The following is a 21,391-nucleotide window of genomic DNA, read 5'->3' as shown; positions in this document are numbered from 1 at the left end:
TCAGACCCCCACCCCCCCGCCACCCCCGCCGCCTCTCCCGGCACCGCGCCTCAAACCACGATCGACGCGATCTCCACCGACGACCGCAACCCCTCGACGACCACGATCCCCGACTCGGTCACGTGGTGCCGCCGCTTGTCCAGGTCGAGGTCGTACCCGATCGTCGTGCCCTCGGGGATCCGCACGTTCTTGTCGAGAATGGCGCGCCGGATCTTGGCGCGCCGCCCGATGTCGCAGTTGTCGAGGATCACCGAGTCCTCGACCACCGCGCCGGTATGCACGCGCACGTGGCGGCCCAGCACCGAGTTGCGCACCATGCCGCCGGACAGGATGCAGCCGCCCGACACGGTGGAGTCGATGGCCTGGCCGCGCCGGCCGTCATCGTCGAAGGTGAACTTGGCGGGCGGGTCCGCGTAGCTGGCAGTGCGCAGCGGCCACTGGCGATTGTAGAGGTTGAGCGCGGGGCTCACCGCGCGCAGGTCCATGTGGGCCTCGTAGTACGCGTCGAGGGTTCCCACGTCGCGCCAGTAGGCGGCCGCGTCCGGCGCCTCGCCCGGGATGTGATTGGTCTGGAAATCGTAGGCGAACATGTCGACGCGATTGACCAGCGCGGGCAGGATGTCCCGCCCGAAGTCGTGGGCGCTCTGGTCGCGGGAGGCGTCGGCGTGCAGCTCGCGCAGCAGGGTGCGGGTAGAGAAGACGTAGTTGCCCATCGAGGCGAAGACGTTGTCCGGATCGCCGGGAATGGAGGGCGCGTCCGCCCGCTTCTCGTGGAAGGCGATGATGCGCCCGTCCCGCGCGGTCTCGATCACCCCGAAGTCGGCGGCGAAGCGCCGGTCCACCGGGATCGCGGCCACCGTGATCTCGGCCCGCTTCTGCTCGTGGAACTCGACCATGCTCGAGATGTTCATGCGGTAGATGTGGTCGGCCCCGAAGATCGCCACCAGGTGCGGATCGGACTGCTCGATGAGGTTGGCGTTCTGGTAGATGGCGTCCGCGGTGCCGCGATACCACGTCTCGCCGGCCGAGCGCATCTGGGCCGGCACCGGGATGATGAACTGATCCTTCAGCAGTCCGCCGAACTGCCAGCCGTCCGAGAGGTGCTGGAGCAGGGACTGGCTCTTGAACTGGGTGAGGACATAGATCGAATGGATGCCCGAGTTGATGAAGTTGCTGAGGACGAAGTCGACGATGCGGTATTTCCCGCCGAAGGGCACCGCGGGCTTGGCGCGCTCCTTGGTCAGCGGAAAGAGGCGCGTGCCTTTGCCGCCGGCCAGGATGATGCCGAGGACCCGGAGTCTCATGGCGCCGCCGCTCGGTTAGCCTACCACCACCCCGATGCGCGCCCTCTCCCCCTCACCCTTCCCTCCCGGGAACAGGGTGGGGGAGAAGGCGGATCGGACGGGCGAGCCTCAGGCGCCGGCCCCCATCGCGCGATTCACCGCGCTGACCACCGCGCGCAGGGAGGCGGTCACGATGTTGCCGTGGATGCCCACGCCCCACCGGGGCCGGCCGTCGCCCAGCTTGGCCTCCACGTAGGCCACTGCGGAGGCGTCGGCGCCCCCGCCGATCGCGTGCTCGTTGTAGTCGAGCACCGCCACCGGGATGTTGGCGTCTCGCCGCAGCGCGTCCACGAACGCGGCGATGGGGCCGTTGCCCGCGCCCTTGGCCAGGCGCTCCACGCCCGACACGCGGAGCGGCGCCTCGATGGTGGTCTCGCCCGACTCGCCGGAGGTGGTGATGGTCGGGTGATGGGCGAGCTGCAGCGGCTGGTCGGGCTTGAGATAGGTCGATTCGAACGCGGCCCAGATCTCCTCGGCGGTGATCTCGGTGCCGCTCTGCTCGACCATCTTCTGGATCACCGACGAGAACTCGATCTGCAGCCGCCGCGGCAGGTCGAGGCCGTGCTCGAACTTCATGATGTAGGCCACTCCGCCCTTGCCGGACTGGCTGTTGACCCGGATCACCGCCTCGTAGCTGCGGCCCACGTGGTGCGGGTCGATGGGCAGGTAGGGGACCTCCCACACGTCGTAGCTCTTGCCGAGGGCCTCGAAGCCCTTCTTGATCGCGTCCTGGTGCGAGCCGGAGAACGCGGTGTAGACGAGGTCGCCCACGTAGGGATGACGCGGGTGCACCGGCAGCCGGTTGCAGTGCTCGGTGATGCGGCGGGCCGCGTCGATGTCGGCGAAGTCGAGCTTGGGATCCACGCCCTGGCTGAACAGGTTGAGCGCGAGGGTCACCACGTCCACGTTGCCGGTCCGCTCGCCGTTGCCGAAGAGCGTGCCCTCCACCCGCTCCGCGCCGGCCTGCACCGCCAGCTCCGCGGCGGCCACCGCGGTGCCGCGGTCGTTGTGCGGGTGGAGCGACAGGATCAGCGAGTCGCGCCGGTTCACGTGGCGGAGAAACCACTCGATCTGATCGGCGTAGATGTTCGGGGTCGCCATCTCCACGGTGGCCGGGAGGTTCAGGATCACCTTCTTGTCCGGCGTCGGCTCCCACACGTCCATCACCCGCTCGCAGATCTCCACCGCGAAGTCCAGCTCGGTGCCGGTGAAGCTCTCCGGCGAGTACTGGTAGTGCACGTCGCACTCGGGAATCGTCGGCGTCAGGTCGCGACACAGCTTCGCCGCGGTCACCGCGATGTCCACGATGCCGGCGCGGTCGAGGCCGAAGACCACCCGGCGCTGCAGCGTCGAGGTGGAATTGTAGAGGTGCACCACCGCGCGCGGGGCGCCGCGCAGCGACTCGTAGGTGCGCTCGATCTGCTCGGGCCGCGCCTGGGTGAGCACCTGGATGATCACGTCGTCCGGGATCAGGTCCTGCTGGATCAGCAGGCGGACGAAGTCGAAGTCGGGCTGGGAGGCGGCGGGGAAGCCCACCTCGATCTCCTTGAACCCGCAGCGCACCAGCAGGTCGAACATCCGCCGCTTGCGCTCGGGATCCATGGGATCGATCAGCGCCTGGTTGCCGTCCCGCAGGTCCACGCTGCACCACCGCGGCGCCCGGGTGATCACCCGGTTCGGCCACGTGCGATCCGGCAGCGGGATCGGGGCGAACGGACGGTACAAGGCAAACGGCATCTGAGCCGGTGGACCAACCTGTCGAGCCATCACAGCCTCCTGTTGGTGGAAACAAAAAAGCCTCTCCGGCACTGCATGGGAGAGGCTTTGGGCGCGCGCCGCGGAGGCGCGCGCCTAAGTCAGGACCAGGTTCTCGATCGAGCGACCGTACTTCATGTGGCGGGAATTGTGCCCACCGCGCGGGGCCTTGTCAAGCTTTCCCGCGGGCCCGGGTAGAATGCGGCCCATGATCGCCCTCCGGGAAGTCACCAAGCGCTTCGGTGCCACCGCGGCCCTGGACGCGGTCTCCCTGGAGGTGCCGGCGGCCACGACTCACGTGCTGCTCGGATCCAGCGGGTCCGGTAAGTCCACGGTACTACGGCTCATTCTGGGTCTCACCCTCCCGGACCGCGGCACGGTCTCGGTGGACGGAACCCCGGTGGACGTCGGGACGCGCGACCGCCTCGTGGCCCGCATGGGCTACGTGGTGCAGGACGGCGGCCTCTATCCTCATCTCACTGCGTCGGACAACGTGGCGCTCGCCGCGGAGGCGCAGGCCTGGCCGCGCGATCGCATCGCGACGCGATTGACCGAGCTGGCCGGGCTGACCGGTCTGGACGCCGCGATGCTCCGCCGCTACCCGCGCCAGCTGAGCGGCGGGCAGCGACAGCGCGTCGGCCTCATGCGCGCCCTGATGCTCGACCCGCCCATCCTGCTGCTCGACGAGCCGCTCGGCGCGCTCGATCCCATCGTGCGGGTGGAGCTGCAGGAGCAGCTCGGCCGGCTCGTCGCCGATCTGAAGAAGACGGTGGTGATGGTCACGCACGACGTGCGCGAGGCGGCGCGGCTCGGCCACACCATCACGCTGCTCACCGCCGGGCGCGTGGTGCAGCAGGGCACGTACGCCGATCTGGCCGAGCGCCCGGCGAGCCCGTTCGTCACCCAGTTCCTCACCGCGCAGACCGTGCCGGCTCCTCCGACCGCGGCGGGCGCCTGAGCGCATGAGCCGGCGGCTCGCGCTGGTGCTGGCCGGCCTGCTCGCCGGCGCGTCGGCCGCCGCCGCGGCCCCCGACGGAGTGATCCGCGTCGGCTCGAAGTCGTTCACCGAGAGCTACATCCTGGCCGAGATCGCCGCGCAGGTCATCGAGCAGGTCGGCGAGGCGCGCGTGGAGCGGCGGGTCGGCCTGGGCGGCACCGGGGTGACCCAGCGGGCGCTCGAGAGCGGCTCGATCGACCTCTATCCCGAGTACACCGGCACCCTCACCCGCGTCATCCTGAAGGACGCGTCGCTGCTGACGATCGACGCGATCCGCGCGCGGCTGCGCCCGCGCGGGCTCACGATGAGCGACTCGCTCGGGTTCGCCAACACCTATGCGCTCGCCATGCGAGCCGACCGGGCCGAGGCCCTGGGGGTGCGGACGATCGGCGACCTCGCCGCGCATCCCGAGCTGCGCGCCGCGTTCAGCTCGGGCTTTCTCGAGCGCGAGGACGGCTGGCCGGGCCTGCGGGCGCTCTACGGCCTGCGCCTGGCCCGCACCGACGTCATGGAGCACGCGCTCACCTATCGCGCGATCGCGAGCGGCGAGGTCGATCTCATGGACGTGTTCTCGACGGACGGACAGCTCGAGCGGCTGCGCCTCCGCCTGCTCGAGGACGACCGGCACTTCTTCCCCGACTACTCGGCGGTGCTGCTCGTCCGCCGCGAGCTGACCGAGCGCTTCCCGCGCACCTGGGCGCGGCTGCGCGAGACGCTCGAGGGCCGCCTCGACGATCACCGCATGGCCCGGCTCAACGCGCTGGTCGATCTCGACGGCCGGCACGTGGCCGACGCGGCTGCCGCGTTCCTCTCCGGCGGGGCGTCGGCTTCCACCGGCGCACCCGCCCGCCACGCGATCGTGGGCGAGATCGCCGCGCTCACCCGCGACCACCTGCTCCTGGTCGCGATCTCGGTCGGGGCCGCCGTGCTGCTCGGCATCCCGATGGGCATCCTGGCCGCGCGCTTCCGGCGCGCCGGGCAGCTGGAGCTGTCGGTCATCGCGATGCTGCAGACGGTGCCGGCGCTGGCGCTGCTGATGTTCATGATCCCGCTGTTCGGCATCGGCAAGGGCCCGGCGCTGGTCGCCCTGTCGCTCTACGCGTTGCTGCCGATCGCGCGCAACACCTACGCCGGGTTGATGGCGATCGACCGCACCCTGCTCGAGATCGCCTGGGTCCTGCGCCTCGGCGAGCTGCGGCGGCTGCTCCGCATCGAGCTGCCGCTCTCCGCCATCACGATCATGGCCGGGATCAAGACCGCGGCGGTCACCACCGTGGGCACCGCCACCCTGGCCGCCTTCATCGGCGGGGGGGGCTACGGCACGCTGATCGTGCGCGGCCTGGCCCTCGACGACACCGGCACGATCCTGGCCGGCGCCGCCCCCGCCGCCCTCATGGCCCTGACCCTCCACGGCGTGTTCGAATTGCTCGACCACTGGATCGTGCCGCGGGGCCTGCGCTGACCGGTCGCCCGCGGCCGAAGCCGTGCGAGGTGAGCCGAAGGCGAGCCGAGCGCATTAGAAAGAGAAGTCAGGGGTGTCAGCCGGAAGGGGACCCGTCGCCGCACCCGGCAGCGTCAGCGGGAGGGGGGCCGGTCGCCGCTTCGGGTCGCCGGCTCCAGCAGCGCATTCAGCTCGCGGCAGAGCGCGAGGACGTGCTCGTGCGTGTCCGGGAACCACGCGCGGATCCACTCGGGGCGGTCGAAGAAGGCGAGCGGCGGTTGGCCCGGTCGGCGGATCGCGATGCGGCGCACCAGCCCGCTGGCGTTGATGAAGCTCACGTCGTGGAGCATGCGGCCGGGCGCCGCCACGCCCACGGTGATCGGGCACAGCGCGGCGACCGACGCGATGGACTCGGCGACGCCGCGGAGACAGAAGGCGTGCGTGCGCGCGCGCGGCGATGCGGGGAGCGCGCCGATCAGCCCCTTCATGGTGAGGCCGGAGAACACGGTGTCGTCGACCACCGCGACGGAGGAGCAGCCGTCCAGATCGGCCAGCCGCTCGGTGAGCCCGCCGCCTTCCGTGCTCATCAGGCGATAGCCGCCCGCGCCGTCCTCCTCGCGAGTCAGGCCCACCCGGCGGATCGCCGGGAACCATCCGGTGCCCTCATGGAGCGTGCGCGCCACCCGCTGGCCTGCCGCCCCGATAGCGATCGCGACCTCGAAGGGCGCGTGCGGGCCCCGAGCCGCGACCGCGTCGACCTGCTCCGCGAGCGTGAGCACGCGCACGCGCGCGTCCCGCGCGAGCAGGACGATCAGGCCACGCGCTGCGTCCGCCGCGGGAGAGGCCCGACCGAGGTCGCGCGCGACGTCGTCGGTCAGGTCGTCGTGGATGTAGAGGCGGCGAGGCGTGGGCTGGGCGTAGGCGCCGTCGCCGGGCTCCATCAGACCGGTGCGGCGATGGCTAGCGCGAAGTAGTTGGCCGGATCCACGTACCAGCGGGTGAGTCGCAGCGAGGCGCGGGCCAGCATGGTCTCGACGCCGGGGCGCGTGAACTTGTAGGAGCTCTCGGTCCAGATGTCCTCGCCGGGACGGAAGCGGATGGTGAGGCCGAGGCGGCCCAGCTTCACGGTCCGGGCCGAGTCGGCCACCAGGTGCATCTCGATCCGCGAGGCGGCCTCGTTGTAGAAGGCGCGGTGCCGGAAGGTCTCGGGCTGGAAGTCGCCGTCGACGCCGTGGTTGATCACGTTCAGGATGTTGCGGTTGAAATCGCGCGTGACCCCCGCCGCGTCGTCGTAGGCCGCCTCGAGAATCTTCACGTCCTTGACCAGATCCACGCCGAGCAGCAGCCGGTCGCCGGAAGCGGGGAGGAGCTTCCGCAGGCCGGTCAATAGCCGGTGGCGCGGGTTGGCATCGAGATTGCCGATGGTGCTACCCAGGAACATCACCAGCCGGCGCCCGCGAGCCGGCGGTACGTGGGCCAGATCGCGCTCGAAATCCCCGACGACCGCGTGCACGCTCAGTGCCGGATACCGGGTGAGCAGCCGAGTCGCGCTGACCTCCAGGGTGACGCGGTCGACATCGAGAGGTACGTACCGGACCGGATGCCCGCCCGCGGTCACCGCGTCGAGCACCCGCCGCGTCTTGTCCGAGGACCCCGCGCCGATCTCGACGACATCGTCGGGAAGAATCTCCCCGATCAACCCGGGCACAATTTCCTGGAGGAGGGCCGATTCGGTGCGGGTCGGATAATACTCCGGCAGCTCGGTGATGCGCTCGAAGAGCAGGGAGCCCGCGCGATCGTAAAAGTACTTCGCGGGCAGGGACTTCTGCCGCGCGGTCAACCCTCGGCGCACGTCGTCCTCGAGTCGCCGCTGCTGGGCCGCTGCATCCGTGTAGACGTCGACCTGGTAGCGCATGGCACCGCTCTCGTGCAAGCTAGACGCCACGGGAGCCGTATGCAAGCGAAGAAGAATCTTCCCCGATGGGAGGGACGATCATGGTCGAGACGCTGACCGAACGGCTCGCCGACACCTGGGCGCGCACGGACCGTATCTTCGATATCCTCGCGCCCGGCCAGTGGCTCGCCAAGCCCATTGCCCTGCGCCATCCGTTCATCTTCTACCTGGGCCATCTGCCCGCGTTCGCGTGGAACCACGTGGGCGGCGGCCTGCTGGAACGGCCGTCGTTCGATCCCGCCTTCGACGATCTGTTCTCGCGCGGCATCGATCCCGACGTGGACGATCCCACGCACGTTCACGACCATCCCGATGTGCCGGACCAGTGGCCCGGGGTGCCCGAGGTGATCGCCTATCGCGATCGGGTGCGCGCGGCGATCCTCGACGCGGGCGCCGCGGTGGCCGAGCGCGTGCCCACGCACCTGATGGCGCGCGAGGGCCGGGCCCTCACGATGGTGATGGAGCACGAGATGATGCACCAGGAGACGCTGCTCTACATGATGCAGCGCCTGCCGCTCGAGCAGAAGGTCCGGCCGGCGTGGCTGCCGCCCTACGTGCTCACGCCCGGACGTCCCGGCGGCCCGATCGACATCCCGGCCGGGACCGCCACCCTCGGCGCGCGCTTCGAGGAGCTGCCGTTCGGCTGGGACAACGAGTTCGCTGCGGTCGAGGTGCCGGTGCCCGCCTTCCGGATCGACAGCACGCCGGTTACCAACGCGCAGTTCCTCGCCTTCGTCGAGGCTGGCGGCTATCGGCGAACGGAGCTGTGGGGCGACGAGGACGGGGTCTGGCGAGGACAGGAGGGCATCGAGCATCCGGCGGTGTGGGAGTTGATCGACGGGCGCTGGATGTATCGCACGCTCTTCGACCGGCTGCCGCTGGAGCGGGTCGCCGACTGGCCGGTGTACGTGAGCCTCGCGGAGGCCCGCGCCTTCGCGTCGTGGCGCGGCGAGCGTCTGCCCACCGAGGCCGAGTTCCACCGGGCCGCGTTCGGCGAGCGGCCTCGCGCGGACGGCGACGTGACCGGGGCCGATGGCCGAGCCGCCGAGGGCGAGCGCCGGCTGCCCTGGGGCGAGGCGGTGCCCGCCGAGCGCCACGGCAACTTCGGCTTCCGCCAGTGGGCGCCCACCCCGGTCGGGACGCATCCGGAGGGCGCGAGCGCCTGGGGAGTGCAGGACCTGATCGGCGACGGCTGGGAGTGGACCAACACCGTCTTTGCCGGCCTGCCCGGCTTCACCGCGTACATCCCCGGGTACGAGGGCTATTCCGCAGATTTCTTCGACGGCAAGCACTACGTGATGAAGGGCGGTTCGTGGGCGACCGCGGACGCCCTGGTGCGACCGAGCTTCCGGAACTGGTTCCAGGCCCACTACCCGTACGTCTTCTCGAAGTTCCGCTGCGTGGCCGACCCCTCGCTGCGCATCGGATCGACAGGAGGAACATCGTGACCCGTCTGTGGCCATCACTCGCGCTGCTCACCATCGCTCTCGTCGCAGCCACGGCCTCGCCGGCGCCCGCCGACACCTTCAGCTACGCGATGGGACGCTCCTCCTACGGCTACGCCGGCTACAGCCCGGGAGGCTCGCTCTACATCAACGCCTTCCCGATGGACGCGCAGGTCACCCTCGACGGGGCGCCGATCGGCGCGGCCAACGACCTGCAGGCCTCCCTGGTGGACACCCACGCGGGCGTGCACGCGATCGGCTTCTCCGCGCCCGGCTACGAGCCGACGATCGTCTACGTGAACGTGGTGCGCGACTGGGTGACGCGGGTCCGGCTGACCCTGATCCCGGCGCGCTGAGCGCGGCCGGAGGAGCTAGCCCGCCGGCTCGATCTCCACGAAGCAGGAGTTGAAGGGAGTCGCGCCGGCGGGCGACGAGAGATCGGGCGTGAGGAGGTTCGAGCAGCCGCGCGTGTCCTGCCCGCTCGCGTCGAGCGAGAACCAGGCCCCCTCCTTGATGGACACCACGCCGCGGGCGACCCGATCGGTGACGCGCGCGGGGATCAGCGTGCGGCCGCGATCGTTGAACACCGCCACCCGTTGACCGTCCGCGATGCCGCGGGCCACCGCGTCGTCGGGATGCACCCACACGTCGTCGCGATCGGCGCGCGCCAGCACCGTCTGGTTGTCGTGGATGGAGTGCGTCCGCGCGCGTGACTTGGGCGTGACCAGGCGCAGCGGATGCTTCGGGTCCGCCGGCTCCGGGACCCAGGTCGGGATCGGCGAGATCGTGCCCAGACCGTAGGGGTCCGGGTCCGCGGCGATCGCCATCGAATAGATCTCGATCTTGCCCGACGGGGTGCTGAACGGATGACCCGCCGGGTCGCGGATCTCTCGGGCGAAGGCCACCGCGTCGTCGGGGGCGGGCAGGCGCGCGAGGCCCCGGGCGCGGAAGGTCTCGTAGTCGTCGATGGCGTGCTTCGTCAGCTCGCGCAGCCACTCGTCCTCGGTCCGGTCGTTGTAGCCGCGGATCCCGAGGCGCTCGGCCAGGGCCGCGCAGATGTCGATGTCGTTGCGGCACTCGCCCACCGGCGCGATGGCCTGCTGCATGAAGATCGCATAGTGGCCCGCGCCCGCCCACGGGGTGTGGACGTCGTTGCGCTCCCAGAAGGTGGTGGCGGGCAGGACGATGTCGGCGTAGCGGGCGGTCGGGGTCACGAAGTGGTCCTGGACCACCACGAAGTCGAGCCGCTCCACCCCCGCGATGATCCGCCGCACGTTGGGGAGCTGGTTGAACAGGTCGCCCGCGCAGGAGTAGATCATCCGGATGTCGGCCGGATAGCCGCCGGCCGTCCCGCGCTCGAGCAGGTCGGCCAGCAGCGGCGACGACACGCGCGCCGCGACCGGATTCTCGCCGGTGGGCAGCCCCTGGATGCCGCCGCGCCCGGTCGCCCCGTTGCTGGTGCCCGCGTTGCCGCCGGGGATGCCCACATTGCCGGTCATCGCGCAGAGCGCGTAGGCCGCGCGGTGGAACTGCTCGCCGTGCCGCGTGCGGCCGGGCGCGTAGCCGGTCTGCAGCGCGGCCGGCTTGCGGGTGGCGTACTCGATCGCGAGCGCGCGCAGGGTCTCGGCGGGGACGCCGGTGATGGCCGCGGCCCACTCCGGCGTCTTGGGCACCCCGTCGCTCTCGCCCAGCAGATACGAGCGGTACGAGGCCCCGGCGGGGGCGCCGGCCGGCAGGTGCGCCTCGTCGAAGCCCAGCACGTACCGGTCGAGATACGCCTGATCGTGCAGACCCTCGGAGAGGATCACGTAGGCCATCGCGACGAGGGCCGCGGTGTCGGTCGACGGGCGGATGAACACGTGCTGCTCGGCCAGCTCCCACGACGTGCGCGTGCGGCGGGGATCCACGCAGATGAACTTCACGCCGCGCTGCTTGGCCAGCTTCAGGTACTGCAGCGTGCCGGTGCCGAAGGTCCCGTCGGCCGGGCTCCAGCCCCACATGAGGATCAGGCGCGAGTTGACGTAGTCGGTGGGCTCGCGGCCGGCGCTCTTGTAGTCGGCCTTCGCCCCGTAGGTCTGGTGGACCGCGTAGACTTCCGCCTCCGCCGAGATGTTGGTCCACAGCTCGGTGCAGCCCCCGAACATGTAGAGCAGGCGCTTGACGGTGGAGCGGCTGTGCAGCATCGAGAGGCTGCCGGTCCGCGAGCAGTCCAGGATGGCCGCGGGGCCGTGGGCGTCGCGGATGCGAAGCATCTGGCGCGCCACCTCGTCGAGCGCTTCGTCCCAGCCGATGCGCTCGAACCGGCCGGAGCCGCGCGGGCCCACGCGCCGCAGCGGGTGGGTGAGGCGATCGGGATGGTTCAGCCGCTCCAGCTGGCCGAAGCCGCGCACGCAGGCGTGCAGCGGGGCCTCCTCCGGCGTCCACTTGCGGGGGTCGGTGCTGATGCGCACGATGCGGCCGTCGCGGACGTGGGCGTTGACCACGCAGCGGCCCCCGCAGTTGTGGCCGCAGGTGCTGGTGACGATGGTCTCGCCGGGCGCGGCCGGGGGCCGCGGCGCCTCGTAGCGGATGGGGCCGCGCATCGGTGGTCGCTCGCCTCGCGGACGACGGCTAGCGGAAGAAGCCCATCGCGCGGAGGATCACGATCAGCAGCACCGCGCCGGCCAGCGAGATGAGGAAGCTGCCGAGCGCGCCGATCGCCGCGATGCCGATCAGGCCCGCCACGAAATGGCCCAGCGCCCCGCCGATGATGCCCACGATGACGTTGGCGAGGACGCCCATCTGGACGTTGGTCTTCATGATGAGGCTGGCCAGCCAGCCCACGATGCCGCCGACGACGATCGCGAGGATCAGGCCCATGGGCCAGACTCTATCACTTCCGGTGCTACACTGCCGCCGCTATGCCGCGCCGGACGGTGATCGGCGCTGGGGTCAGGTCTTGCAATACGACATTTTCACGCGATCGGTGAGTAGCGATCGTCACGAAATGTCGTAATGCAAGACCTGACCCCGACCTCAGGCGCGGGCGGTGCGGCGCCCGGCGTTGATGCGGGCGCGCCGGCGGTCGTCGGCCTTGCGGGCGCGGATGGTGGCGATGCGCTCGGCCAGCGGGATCTCGAGCTTCTCGGCCGGGCGCTTGCCATAGTCGAAGCCAGGCAGTCGCACCCGCGCGAAGCGGGCGCCCACCGCGCGCTCGATGGAGCGCAGATCCGCCTCCTCCTCCGGCGAGACCAGGGTCAGCGCGTCGCCGACGGCTTGCGCCCGCGCGGTGCGGCCCACCCGGTGGATGTAATCCTCCGACAGGTTCGGCACGTCGAAGTTGACCACGTGGCTGAGCGCATCGATGTCGATGCCCCGCGCTGCGATGTCGGTGGCCACCAGCACCTGGAACCGCCCGTCCTTGAACCCGGCGAGCGCGGCGGTGCGCTGCGCCTGGCTGCGGTTGCCGTGGATGCGGTCGGACTTCACCGCGTGGCGGGCGAGGTAGTCCGCGAGCCGGTTGGCCCGGTGCTTCGTGCGCGTGAAGGCGAGCACGCTGCGGGTGCCGGGCTGCTTGAGCAGCTCGACCAGCAGCGCGGACTTCAGCTCCCCGGGCACCGGATAGACGGTGTGCGTGATGCCGACCGCCGGCGCGGCCGGGCGCTCCACCTGGATGGCCACCGGGTCGCGGAGGATGTCGCGGGCGAGCGCCACGATCGGCGCGGGCATGGTGGCCGAGAACAGCAGCGTCTGGCGTCGCGCGGGCAGCGCGGCCAGGATGCGGCGGATGTCGGGCAGGAAGCCCATGTCGAGCATGCGATCGGCCTCGTCGAGCACCAGCACCTGCAGGCCGTCGAAGCGGGCATAGGGCATGCGCATGTGGTCGAGCAGGCGGCCGGGCGTGGCCACGAGCACGTCCACGCGTCGGCGGAAGGCCTGCTCCTGCGGGCCCATGCCGACGCCGCCGAACACGGGGGCGCCGTCCACGCGGGTGAAGCGGGCCAGCTCGCGGCGATGCTCGTCGATCTGGGCGGCCAGCTCGCGGGTGGGCGCCACGATCAGCGCGCGGATCGTGCCGCGCGGCTGGGTCATGAAGCGCTGGAGGATCGGCAGCAGGAACGCGGCGGTCTTGCCGCTGCCGGTCATGGCGCAGGCGAGGACGTCGCGGCCCGCGAGGGCCGGCGGAATCGCGTCGCGCTGGATGGGGGTCGGCGCCTGGAAGCCCAGGGCGGCGACGCCTCGGAGCAGATCGGAATGAAGCGAGAAATCGGCAAACGACATGGATCGAGCAACCTTTCGAGGGCTCACGACTGGGCCCGTACAGTCTTCCGCGGTGATGTCGACGCGCCCCACGATGCGGAAGTGGACGGGAAACGCGGTCTGCAGTTGCAGGTCAGTGACGACAGGATACACGCCGGGCGGACGCGCGCGAACGATTTCCGCGCGAGGCCGCGCGGCGCCTCACTCGGCGCGCTGGCTCATCCTCTCGGCGATCTCGGCCTCGAACAGCGCCAGCGTGAGCGGGCAGGGCGGCTCGTTGGTGTCGATGTACTGGCACTCGAGCTCGCTGCAGCGGACGAACAACTTGCCGTTGCCGCCCAGCGACTGGCGGCGGCGAAGGGAGATCGAGACGGTCTCCGACACGACGGTGCAGTTGAACGGCTTCGTGGGAGTACGGGGCACGGGGGTCCTTTTCTCTCGTCCGTTGCGGCCGAGGAGCACAGTATACGATGATTCGGGGTGTCGGGTCTCAATTCCTCACCCGGTCACTTCTCCACGGTGGCCCGCTCGACCGCCAGCAGCTTCTCGAGGCCGATCACGCCGAGCATGTCCTGCTCGAGCGGACCCCAGTTGCGCACCGGCGTGCCCGCGCCGAACGCCGCGCGCAGGTCGGCGTACGTGCGCTGCCACGCCTCGTAAGCGGCCAGCAGCGGTGTGCTCGGATCGGCCACGATGCGGTAGCCGAGTCCGCCCAGATCGGCCAGGGTCATGCCGAGGCCGGCGAGCCCGCCGCGGCCGGTGAGGTACATGAGCGGGCCGCCGAGACGCTCGGCGATGAGGCGCAGCTGCTCCGGCCGGTGCGCCATCGAGAGCAGCAGCACGTCGGCGCCCGCCTTCTTGTAGGCCTCGCCGCGCCGGAGGGCGTCGTCCATGGTGCTGGCCCGCACGCCGTTGGTGCGCGCGATGACGAGGAAGTCCGGGCTGCGCCGCGCGGAAACCGCCGCCTGCACCTTGGCCGCCATGAGCTCGGCCGGGATCATGTGCTCGATGCCGGCGTGGTGGTGCGCCCGCTTGGGCACCAGCTGATCCTCGATTTCGATGCCCGCGAAGCCGGCCGCCTCGCTCATGCCGATGGTGCGATGCATGTGCATGGGATCGCCGTATCCGCAGGCGCCGTCGAGGATCAGGGGCAACCGGGAGACCGCGCCGATGTCCAGCCCGGCCTGGCACATCTCGGTCAGGTTGAGATTGGCCTCGAGCGAGACCTTCTGGTAGCCGGTGGCGCCGCCGCCCAGGTAGCCGGCCGGGAACCCGGCCGCCTCCGCCATCCGGGCCATCAGCGGATTCAGCACGAGCGGAGCGGTGACGGGCAGCGGGCCCTGCATCAGCGCGCGGATCGACGGGCTCATGGCCGTGTCCTCACACCGCCAGGAAGCCGCCGTCGACGACCAGCTCGGTCCCGGTGATGTAGGAGGCCTCGTCCGAGGCGAGGAACAGCACCGCGTGGGCGACCTCCTCCACGCGGCCCTCGCGCTTGAGCGGCACCGCGTCCAGGAACGGCTTGCGCCACGCCGGGTCGGCCGAGACCTTCGACGTCCGCATGGGCGGCATGAAGCCGGGGTGCACCGAGTTCACCCGGATGCCGTCGCGCGCGTACTGCACCGCGGCCGACTTGGTCATGATGCGCACCGCGCCCTTGGAGGCGTTGTAGGCCATGTGGAGACGGTCCTGCCCCACGAAGCCGGAGATCGACGAGATGTTCACGATGGCCCCGCCGCCGGCCTGCCGCATCGCGGGCACCGCGTGCTTCATGCCGAGGAAGACGCCCTTGGCATTGACGCCCATGATGGCGTCCCATGACGCGGTGCTGGTGGTGTCGGGGTCCGACGAGCCGCTGACCCCCGCGTTGTTCACCAGGATGTCGAGCCGCCCGTAGGCGGAGGTGGTGGCGCGGACCACCTCCTGCCACTCGGCCTCATTGGTGACGTCGAGCCGCGCGAAGCGCGCCGTGCCGCCGTCGGCGGTGATCTTGGCCGCCACCTGCTGGCCGGCCGGCTGATCCACGTCGGCCACCACCACGCTCGCTCCCTCGCGGGCGAAGATCATCGCCTCGCTCTCGCCCATGCCGTGCGCTCCGCCGGTGATGATCGCGACCTTGCCGCCGAGCCTCATGATGTCTCCTCCTCGTGGATCGTGACGGACTGCGGTCAGACGCCCAGGTACGCGCGCTGCACGCGCGGATCGGACAGGAGCGCGTCGTGCGCGCCGGCCAGCACCACCCGGCCGGTCTCCAGCACGTAGCCCCGGTCGCACAGCTCGAGCGCCTCCACCACGCGCTGCTCGACCAGCAGAACGGTCAGGCGGCGCTCGCGGCGGATACGGTCGATGGTCTCGAAGATCTGCTCGACGATGCGCGGGGCCAACCCCTGCGACGGCTCGTCGAGCAGCAGCAGGTCGGGAGCGGCCATGAGCCCGCGGCCCAGCGCCAGCATCTGCTGCTCGCCCCCCGACAGCGATCCGGCGAGCTGACGCCGCCGCACGGCCAGCGCCGGGAACAGGGCCAGCACCGCGGCCAGCCCCTCGGCCCGCCGCGAGCGCGCGGCGCGGCGGTAGGAGCCCAGCTCCAGGTTTTCCAGGACCGTGAGCGACGGGAACACCCGCCGGCCCTCCGGCACGTGCGCGATGCCGAGGGCGGCGCGCTCGTGCGCGGGCAGCGTCGTCATGTCCCGCGCGCGGAAGTCGAGACGGCCCGCGGCGGCGCGCACCGAGCCCGAGATGGCCTTGAGCAGGGTGGTCTTGCCCGCGCCGTTGGGACCGACGATCGTGACGAACTCGCCCTCGTTGACCTCGAGCGAGACGTCCTCGAGGGCGTGGAGGCCGGCGTAGGCGACGCTAAGGCCGGAGATCCGCAGCATGAGTGCTCGCGTGCCGGGCGAGCCAGCGCTGGCCCAGGTACGCCTCGATGACGGCCGGGTTGCGGGTCACGTCGCCGGGCAGGCCCTCGGCGAGGCGGCGGCCCTGGTCCAGCACCACCAGCCGGTCCGCGATCTTCACGAGGGCCTGGATGGTGTGCTCGATGATGACGACGGTCACGCCGGCCCGGCGCACGCGCCGGATCATCGCCGACAGGATCTCCACGCCGTCGGCGGCGAGGCCGGCCAGCGGCTCGTCGAGCAGGACGAGGCGCGGCGCGGTGGCCAGGCAGCGCGCCAGCTCCATCAGGCGCAGCTCCAGCGTGGTGAGCCCGGACGGCGTGACCGCGGCCCGCCCGGCGAGCCCGACGCGGGCGAGCGCCTCGCGCGCGCGGGCCGTGGCGGCGGCCGGCGTGCCGCCGTGGGCGAACGCGCCGACCATCACGTTCTCCAATACGGTGAGGCGAGGAAAGAAGCGCACCACCTGGAAGGTGCGACCGATGCCGCGCCGACAGACGAGATGCGGGCTCAGCCCGGTGATGGGCTCGCCCTGCCAGCGGATCTCGCCGCGCTCGGGCAGGAGGAAGCCGTTCAGCACGTTGAACAGCGTGGTCTTGCCCGCCCCGTTGGGGCCGATGATGCCGAGGATCTCGCGGTCGCGGACGTCGAAGGTCACCTCGGTGAGGGCCTGCAGGCCGAGGAACGCCTTGCTGACCGAGCGCACGTCGAGCACCACCGCGCTGCTGGTCGCGGGCACCGCGGCCCGTGTCGTCGCGCCGTCGGGCTCGACCGCGGCGGCCGTGGTCGCGGCGGGAGCCGGCGCCGCCGCCGCCCCGGCGCGCCCTCGTCCGAGCCGCCAGAAGAGTCCTTCGGGGGCGAACATCATGATGCCCATCAGCGCGGCGCCGTAGACCACGCCCTGGATGCCGGGCAGGCGGTCGCCCACCGTGCTGTCGAGGATCTCGCTCACCGGGATCATGATCGCGGCGCCGATCACCGGGCCCCAGAGCGTGCCGACCCCGCCGACCAGGCACACCACCAGCGTCTGCACGATCACGAGGACGCCGAAGACCGCCTCCGGGGTGACCACGAACAGGATCGCGTGCGAGTAGATCGCGCCGGCCAGCGCGGCGGGGGCCGCGCTCAGCGCGTACGCCGCCATCTTGCAGCGGAAGGCGTCCACCCCCATGGCGAGCGCGGCCTGCTCGTTCTCCTTGATCGCGCGCAGCGAGTAGCCCAGACGCGAGCCCTCGATCAGGCGCGAGAGCACCAGGGTCGCGGCGAGCAGGGCGAGGGCGAGGAGATCGAACGAGCGCGGCTCGGTGAATTGCATGAAGAGAGCCGGGCGGTCGCGCACCATCGGGATCGCCACTTCCTGGTAGCCCAGGTAGTCCATGACGATGCGGAAGATCAGCGGGTAGGCCAGCGTGGCCAGGCCGAAGTAGATGCCGGCGAGGCGGAAGGTGGGCGTGCCGATGAGCAGCGCGGCCAGCACCGCCACCAAAGCGCCCGCGAGCATGCCGAGCCACGGGGTGACCCCGGCCTTGGCGGCCAGCAGCACGGTGACGTAGGCGCCGATGCCGAAGAAGGCCTGGTGGCCGAACGAGATCTGCCCGGCGTAGCCGCTGATGATGTTCCACGCGAGCCCCATGGCCGCCCACAGGAAGACCAGGGTGAGGATGCGGTGGTGGTAGCGCTCGGTGATGACCAGCGACAGGGCGAGGCCGATCGCGACGATTGCCGCGATGCCGACCCAGCCCCGGGTCCAATGAAGCAGATGGGCCCTTTTCATCAGCCTGCTACACGGCCCGCGCGCGCCGGCCGAACAGGCCCTGCGGCCGCACGTAGAGCACGACGAGGAAGGTGACGAACACCCCGACGTTCTGCAGCTGAAGCGGCAGCAGCAGGAGCGTGAGCGACTGCACGAGGCCGATCACGAGGCCGCCCACGAAGGCACCCGGGATGCTGCCGAGCCCGCCCAGCACCACCGCGACGAACATCAGGACGATGAAGTTGACCGCGACGTTGGGCTCGATCGGGTGATAGGTGGCGAGCAGGCCACCCGCCGCCGCGACCAGCGCGATGCCGATGCCGAAGGCCACGCCGTGCATCGCGCGCACGTTGATGGCCTGGTAGGCCGCCGCCTCCGGGTCGTCGGCGGCGGCGCGGAGCGCCCGGCCCAGGTCGGTGCGGGTGAGCAGCACGTAGACCCCGGCGGCGAGCAAGAGCGCCATGAGGAAGGAGTACGAGCGCGCCTGGTTGAGCAGCAGCGGCCCGAGGACGAAGGCCTTCGAGGCGTAGGGCGCGTTGATGCCGCGGGGCATCGGCGACAGGATCATGGTGGTGGTGTTGGTGATGACGAGGGACAGCCCGAGGGTCAGGATGAGCTGGGCGTCCATCTCCCGGTTGGGATCGCCGCCCCCGGTGACCCGCGTCAGGAACGCGCGGTGCACGAGCAGCCCCAGCACGAAGAACGGCGGCAGCGTGAAGAGCGCGCCGAGCAGCGGGTCCACGTGCAGGGCGACCGCGTAGTAGTACGTCAGGTACATCCCCAGCATCATGAAATCGCCCTGGGCGAAGTTGACGACGCGCATGACGCCGAAAATGAGGGCCAGGCCGACGCTCATGAGGGCGTAGACGCCCCCCACGAGCAGGCCCGTGACCACGTACTGGGCGAGCTCGCTCGCGACCACGGCGAGCCGGACCCGGTCGGCGCTACTTGTGCAGCGCGATGGGACGCGTCGCCACCGCGGTCGGCACCACCGTGTAGGGCTCGCCGTCCTGCCACTGCACGATGATCGGGCTCGCGCCCACGCGACGGCCGCGGTCGTCGAACTTGATGCGGTTCGGGTAGAGCGAGGAGGCGGCCGGCCCGCTCGTCAGGTCGAGCTTGGCGATGGCGTCGCGGATCGCCTTGGGATCGGCGGACTTGGCCTGCTCGGCCGCCTCCTTGATGATCCAGACGTGGGCGTAGGTGCAGAGCGGATCCTGGGTCATGAAGGGCTCGCCGGTGCGCTGCTTGAACTTCTTCACCAGCTCCTCCTGCCCCTTCATGGGATGAGCGGCCACCACCGTCTGGATGGAGTCGAGCGTCTCCTTGCCGATGGTCTTCACGTACTCGGGCGTCACCAGCCACGCGCCCACTCCCTGGATCGCGGTCTTGACCCCGAACTCCTTCACCTTCTGCAGCACCTGGACCGAATCCGGGAAGTTGGTGGCGCCGTAGAAGACGATGTCGGGCTGGGCGGTGCGGAGCTTCTGCACGATGGAGGTCGCGTCGGCCAGCGGCGGGGTCCACACCTCGTCGGCCACCAGCTCGATGCCCTTGGCCGCGAGCAGCTTCTCGCGCAGGGGCTTGAAGAAGAAGACGGTGGCCGCGGTGTTGTCGCCCACCAGCGCCGCCTTCTTGATCGGGCGGTTGTTCTTCTTGCCGATGTCCACCACGAGGTCGAGGGCCTGCTCGGCCTGCAGCCCCGATACCGGCGAGCTCTGGAACGTGTACTTGAAGCCGCGCTCGGTGATGCTGTCGGCGTAGGAGAGGGTCAGCCACGGCACCTGCAGCCGCTCGGCCACCTCGGTGACGCCCAGGGTGAACGAGCTGAGCCAGGAGCCGATGCCCGCGCTGATCTTCTCGCGGGTGAGCACGCGCTGGGCCGCGCTCACCGCCTTCTCCACGCTGTCGCCCGCGTCGGTCTCGCGCACCACGATCTTGGCCCCGCCGAGCGCCTTGATCCCGCCCTGGCTGTTGATCTCCTCGACCGCCATGTCCGCGCCCATCTTCATCAGCTGTCCCTGGCGGGCCCAGCGTCCGGACATCGGCGCCACCAGCGCGATCTTCACGTCGTCGGCCGCCTGCGCGGCGGGCAGCACGACCGCGGCGGGAGCGAACGAGGCAATCGCGAGCAATAGGGCGAGCGGGCGGGAGAGGCGGCGCATCGGCGGATCCTCCGGCGTTGGAGTGCGTGACGATTGGGGAACGAGCGGCGCCTACTATAGCCTGCCGCTGCGTCACGGGCAATGCGCCCCGCCCGGTAACTCCTCCCCGACCATTCCTTCCCGGTCGCTCCCCGCGTCGTGGGCCAGTCGAATGCCCCGCGCGCGACACGCGCCGCCGCGGACCGAGGGACGCGCGGCTCGGTCGAGGCACAGAGATTGCTCGATTCCGGGTGGCGGCGTTCGGGCCGACGAGGAGGCGTACATGGCGAGCAAGGTGCGGATCAATCTGGCCAACGAGCAGGAGCTGCTGGAGCTGCCCGGACTCGACTCGGCGCAGGCTGCGGCGATCGTGCGGTTCCGGAGCCAGCACGGACCGATCGAGAGCGAGGGCGCCCTCGCGCGGGTGCTGGGCCGGCCGATCGGCGAGGACGTGCGGACGCGCGTCGACTTCTCGCCGTCCGCCGGCACCGCGCCCGAGGCGCCCGGCGCGTAGCCGCATCGGCCGGAGCCTCGACCGGGAAAGCGCCGCACGCGTCCGCGGCGCGGAGGTATACTCCTGCGCCGTGAGGAGAACGACGTGCGGGCCGTGATCTGTCGCGCGTGGGGCGCGGTCGACGATTTGAAGCTCGAGAACGTGGCCACGCCGGTGCCCGCGCCCGACGAGGTGCTCATCGACGTGCGCGCCACCTCGGTCAACTACGCCGACTCGATCATGGTGGCCGGCAAGTACCAGACCCGCCCGCCGTTTCCGTTCAGCCCGGGGCTCGAGACCGCGGGCGTGGTCGCCGCCCGCGGCGCCGCGGTCACGCGGTTCCGCCCCGGCGACCGGGTCATGGCCACGCTCGGCTGGGGCGGGCTGGCCGAGCAGGCGGTGGCCCGGGAGAGCGAGACGTTCGCCATCCCGGCCGGCATGTCCTTCGAGGAGGCAGGCGCGTTCCCGATCGCCTACATTTCGAGCGACGTGGCGATCCGCTGGCAGGGCCGGCTCGAGGCGGGAGAGACCTTGCTCGTGCTCGGGGCGGCAGGTGGCGTCGGGCTCACCGCGGTGGAGATCGGCCGCGCGATGGGCGCCCGCGTGATCGCGGGGGCCAGCACCACCGAGAAGCTGGAGGTGGCCCGGGAGCACGGCGCCGACGCGCTCGTGAACTACGCGACCGAGAATCTCACCGGGCGGGTGATGGCGTTGACCGGAGACCGCGGCGCCGACGTGTGCTTCGATCCCGTCGGCGGCGAGCTGGCCGACGCCGCGCTCTCCGCGCTGGGGTGGGGCGGGCGCATGCTGCTGGTGGGCTTCGTGGGCGGCGTGCAGCAGATCCCGGCCAACCGCCTGCTCGTCAAGAACCGCTCCGCGCTGGGCTGCTCGCTGCGCTACTACCGCAACCAGGCCCCCGACAAGCTGCGCCGCTCG

General features: G+C 71.0%; 20 protein-coding genes. 6 read left to right on the top strand and 14 right to left on the bottom strand.

What is annotated here, in order from left to right; genetic code table 11:
- Positions 1 to 50: 50 nt before the first annotated feature.
- Both glgC and leuA read right to left on the bottom strand, forming a co-directional pair.
- On the bottom strand, positions 51 to 1,304 hold the full coding sequence (gene glgC / locus VKN16_05135) for a glucose-1-phosphate adenylyltransferase (GenBank protein ID HME93581.1): 1,254 nt from the start codon (positions 1,302 to 1,304) through the stop codon (positions 51 to 53).
- 108 nt (positions 1,305 to 1,412) lie between these two features.
- Positions 1,413 to 3,110 carry a 2-isopropylmalate synthase gene (gene leuA / locus VKN16_05130; protein HME93580.1) on the bottom strand — a complete coding sequence of 566 codons (1,698 nt, stop codon included), beginning with the start codon at positions 3,108 to 3,110 and terminating at the stop codon, positions 1,413 to 1,415.
- 196 nt (positions 3,111 to 3,306) lie between these two features.
- On the opposite strand from leuA, the gene VKN16_05125 reads away from it, so the two are divergent.
- Together VKN16_05125 and VKN16_05120 are read left to right on the top strand one after the other, a co-directional pair.
- Positions 3,307 to 4,056, top strand: a complete 750-nt coding sequence (locus tag VKN16_05125) for an ATP-binding cassette domain-containing protein (GenBank protein ID HME93579.1) — start codon at positions 3,307 to 3,309, stop codon at positions 4,054 to 4,056.
- Between the two features lie 4 nt (positions 4,057 to 4,060).
- Complete coding sequence (locus VKN16_05120) at positions 4,061 to 5,557, top strand: glycine betaine ABC transporter substrate-binding protein (protein HME93578.1); 1,497 nt, start codon at positions 4,061 to 4,063, stop codon at positions 5,555 to 5,557.
- 113 nt (positions 5,558 to 5,670) lie between these two features.
- On the opposite strand, the gene VKN16_05115 is transcribed toward VKN16_05120, so the two are convergent.
- Complete coding sequence (locus tag VKN16_05115) at positions 5,671 to 6,477, bottom strand: hypothetical protein (GenBank protein ID HME93577.1); 807 nt, start codon at positions 6,475 to 6,477, stop codon at positions 5,671 to 5,673.
- Positions 6,477 to 7,451 (bottom strand): L-histidine N(alpha)-methyltransferase, encoded by a 975-nt coding sequence (gene egtD / locus VKN16_05110; protein ID HME93576.1) that lies wholly within the window; start codon positions 7,449 to 7,451, stop codon positions 6,477 to 6,479. The genes VKN16_05115 and egtD overlap by 1 nt, the downstream gene beginning before the upstream one ends.
- Positions 7,452 to 7,531: 80 nt before the next feature.
- On the opposite strand from egtD, the gene VKN16_05105 reads away from it, so the two are divergent.
- Positions 7,532 to 8,938, top strand: a complete 1,407-nt coding sequence (locus VKN16_05105) for an SUMF1/EgtB/PvdO family nonheme iron enzyme (GenBank protein ID HME93575.1) — start codon at positions 7,532 to 7,534, stop codon at positions 8,936 to 8,938.
- A complete protein-coding gene (locus VKN16_05100) occupies positions 8,935 to 9,291 on the top strand; it encodes a PEGA domain-containing protein (protein HME93574.1) in 357 nt (118 codons plus the stop codon). Before VKN16_05105 ends, VKN16_05100 begins: the two co-directional genes overlap by 4 nt.
- Before the next feature lie 15 nt (positions 9,292 to 9,306).
- Here VKN16_05100 and VKN16_05095 read toward each other — a convergent pair whose 3' ends face one another.
- From VKN16_05095 to VKN16_05050, 10 genes are all read right to left on the bottom strand, one after another.
- Positions 9,307 to 11,517, bottom strand: a complete 2,211-nt coding sequence (locus tag VKN16_05095) for a molybdopterin-dependent oxidoreductase (GenBank protein ID HME93573.1) — start codon at positions 11,515 to 11,517, stop codon at positions 9,307 to 9,309.
- A 28-nt stretch (positions 11,518 to 11,545) separates the two neighbouring features.
- Positions 11,546 to 11,794, bottom strand: a complete 249-nt coding sequence (locus tag VKN16_05090) for a GlsB/YeaQ/YmgE family stress response membrane protein (GenBank protein HME93572.1) — start codon at positions 11,792 to 11,794, stop codon at positions 11,546 to 11,548.
- A gap of 156 nt (positions 11,795 to 11,950) precedes the next feature.
- On the bottom strand, positions 11,951 to 13,195 hold the full coding sequence (locus VKN16_05085; protein HME93571.1) for a DEAD/DEAH box helicase: 1,245 nt from the start codon (positions 13,193 to 13,195) through the stop codon (positions 11,951 to 11,953).
- A gap of 180 nt (positions 13,196 to 13,375) precedes the next feature.
- A complete protein-coding gene (locus VKN16_05080) occupies positions 13,376 to 13,597 on the bottom strand; it encodes a hypothetical protein (protein ID HME93570.1) in 222 nt (73 codons plus the stop codon).
- 83 nt (positions 13,598 to 13,680) lie between these two features.
- Complete coding sequence (locus VKN16_05075) at positions 13,681 to 14,544, bottom strand: isocitrate lyase/PEP mutase family protein (protein ID HME93569.1); 864 nt, start codon at positions 14,542 to 14,544, stop codon at positions 13,681 to 13,683.
- Positions 14,545 to 14,554: 10 nt separating this feature from the next.
- Positions 14,555 to 15,307, bottom strand: coding sequence for a glucose 1-dehydrogenase (locus tag VKN16_05070; GenBank protein HME93568.1), 753 nt, complete (start codon positions 15,305 to 15,307; stop codon positions 14,555 to 14,557).
- A 35-nt stretch (positions 15,308 to 15,342) separates the two neighbouring features.
- Positions 15,343 to 16,050: an ABC transporter ATP-binding protein gene (locus VKN16_05065; GenBank protein HME93567.1), complete on the bottom strand. Its 708-nt coding sequence runs from the start codon at positions 16,048 to 16,050 to the stop codon at positions 15,343 to 15,345.
- A complete protein-coding gene (locus VKN16_05060) occupies positions 16,028 to 17,839 on the bottom strand; it encodes a branched-chain amino acid ABC transporter ATP-binding protein/permease (GenBank protein ID HME93566.1) in 1,812 nt (603 codons plus the stop codon). Before VKN16_05060 ends, VKN16_05065 begins: the two co-directional genes overlap by 23 nt.
- A gap of 7 nt (positions 17,840 to 17,846) precedes the next feature.
- Positions 17,847 to 18,740 (bottom strand): branched-chain amino acid ABC transporter permease, encoded by an 894-nt coding sequence (locus VKN16_05055; protein ID HME93565.1) that lies wholly within the window; start codon positions 18,738 to 18,740, stop codon positions 17,847 to 17,849.
- 22 nt (positions 18,741 to 18,762) lie between these two features.
- Complete coding sequence (locus tag VKN16_05050; protein ID HME93564.1) at positions 18,763 to 19,983, bottom strand: ABC transporter substrate-binding protein; 1,221 nt, start codon at positions 19,981 to 19,983, stop codon at positions 18,763 to 18,765.
- Between the two features lie 262 nt (positions 19,984 to 20,245).
- Between VKN16_05050 and VKN16_05045 the strand changes: the two genes are divergently transcribed.
- Together VKN16_05045 and VKN16_05040 are read left to right on the top strand one after the other, a co-directional pair.
- On the top strand, positions 20,246 to 20,476 hold the full coding sequence (locus tag VKN16_05045; protein HME93563.1) for a helix-hairpin-helix domain-containing protein: 231 nt from the start codon (positions 20,246 to 20,248) through the stop codon (positions 20,474 to 20,476).
- 84 nt (positions 20,477 to 20,560) lie between these two features.
- A partial coding sequence (locus VKN16_05040) for an NADPH:quinone oxidoreductase family protein (GenBank protein ID HME93562.1) occupies positions 20,561 to 21,391 on the top strand: 831 nt, incomplete at its 3' end.

This window comes from Candidatus Methylomirabilota bacterium, assembly GCA_035315345.1.
In the GTDB taxonomy this organism is placed as follows: Bacteria; Methylomirabilota; Methylomirabilia; order Rokubacteriales; family CSP1-6; genus CAMLFJ01.
The sequence above is the reverse complement of the archived record's forward strand: the minus strand, read 5'-3'. Positions and strand labels throughout refer to the sequence as shown.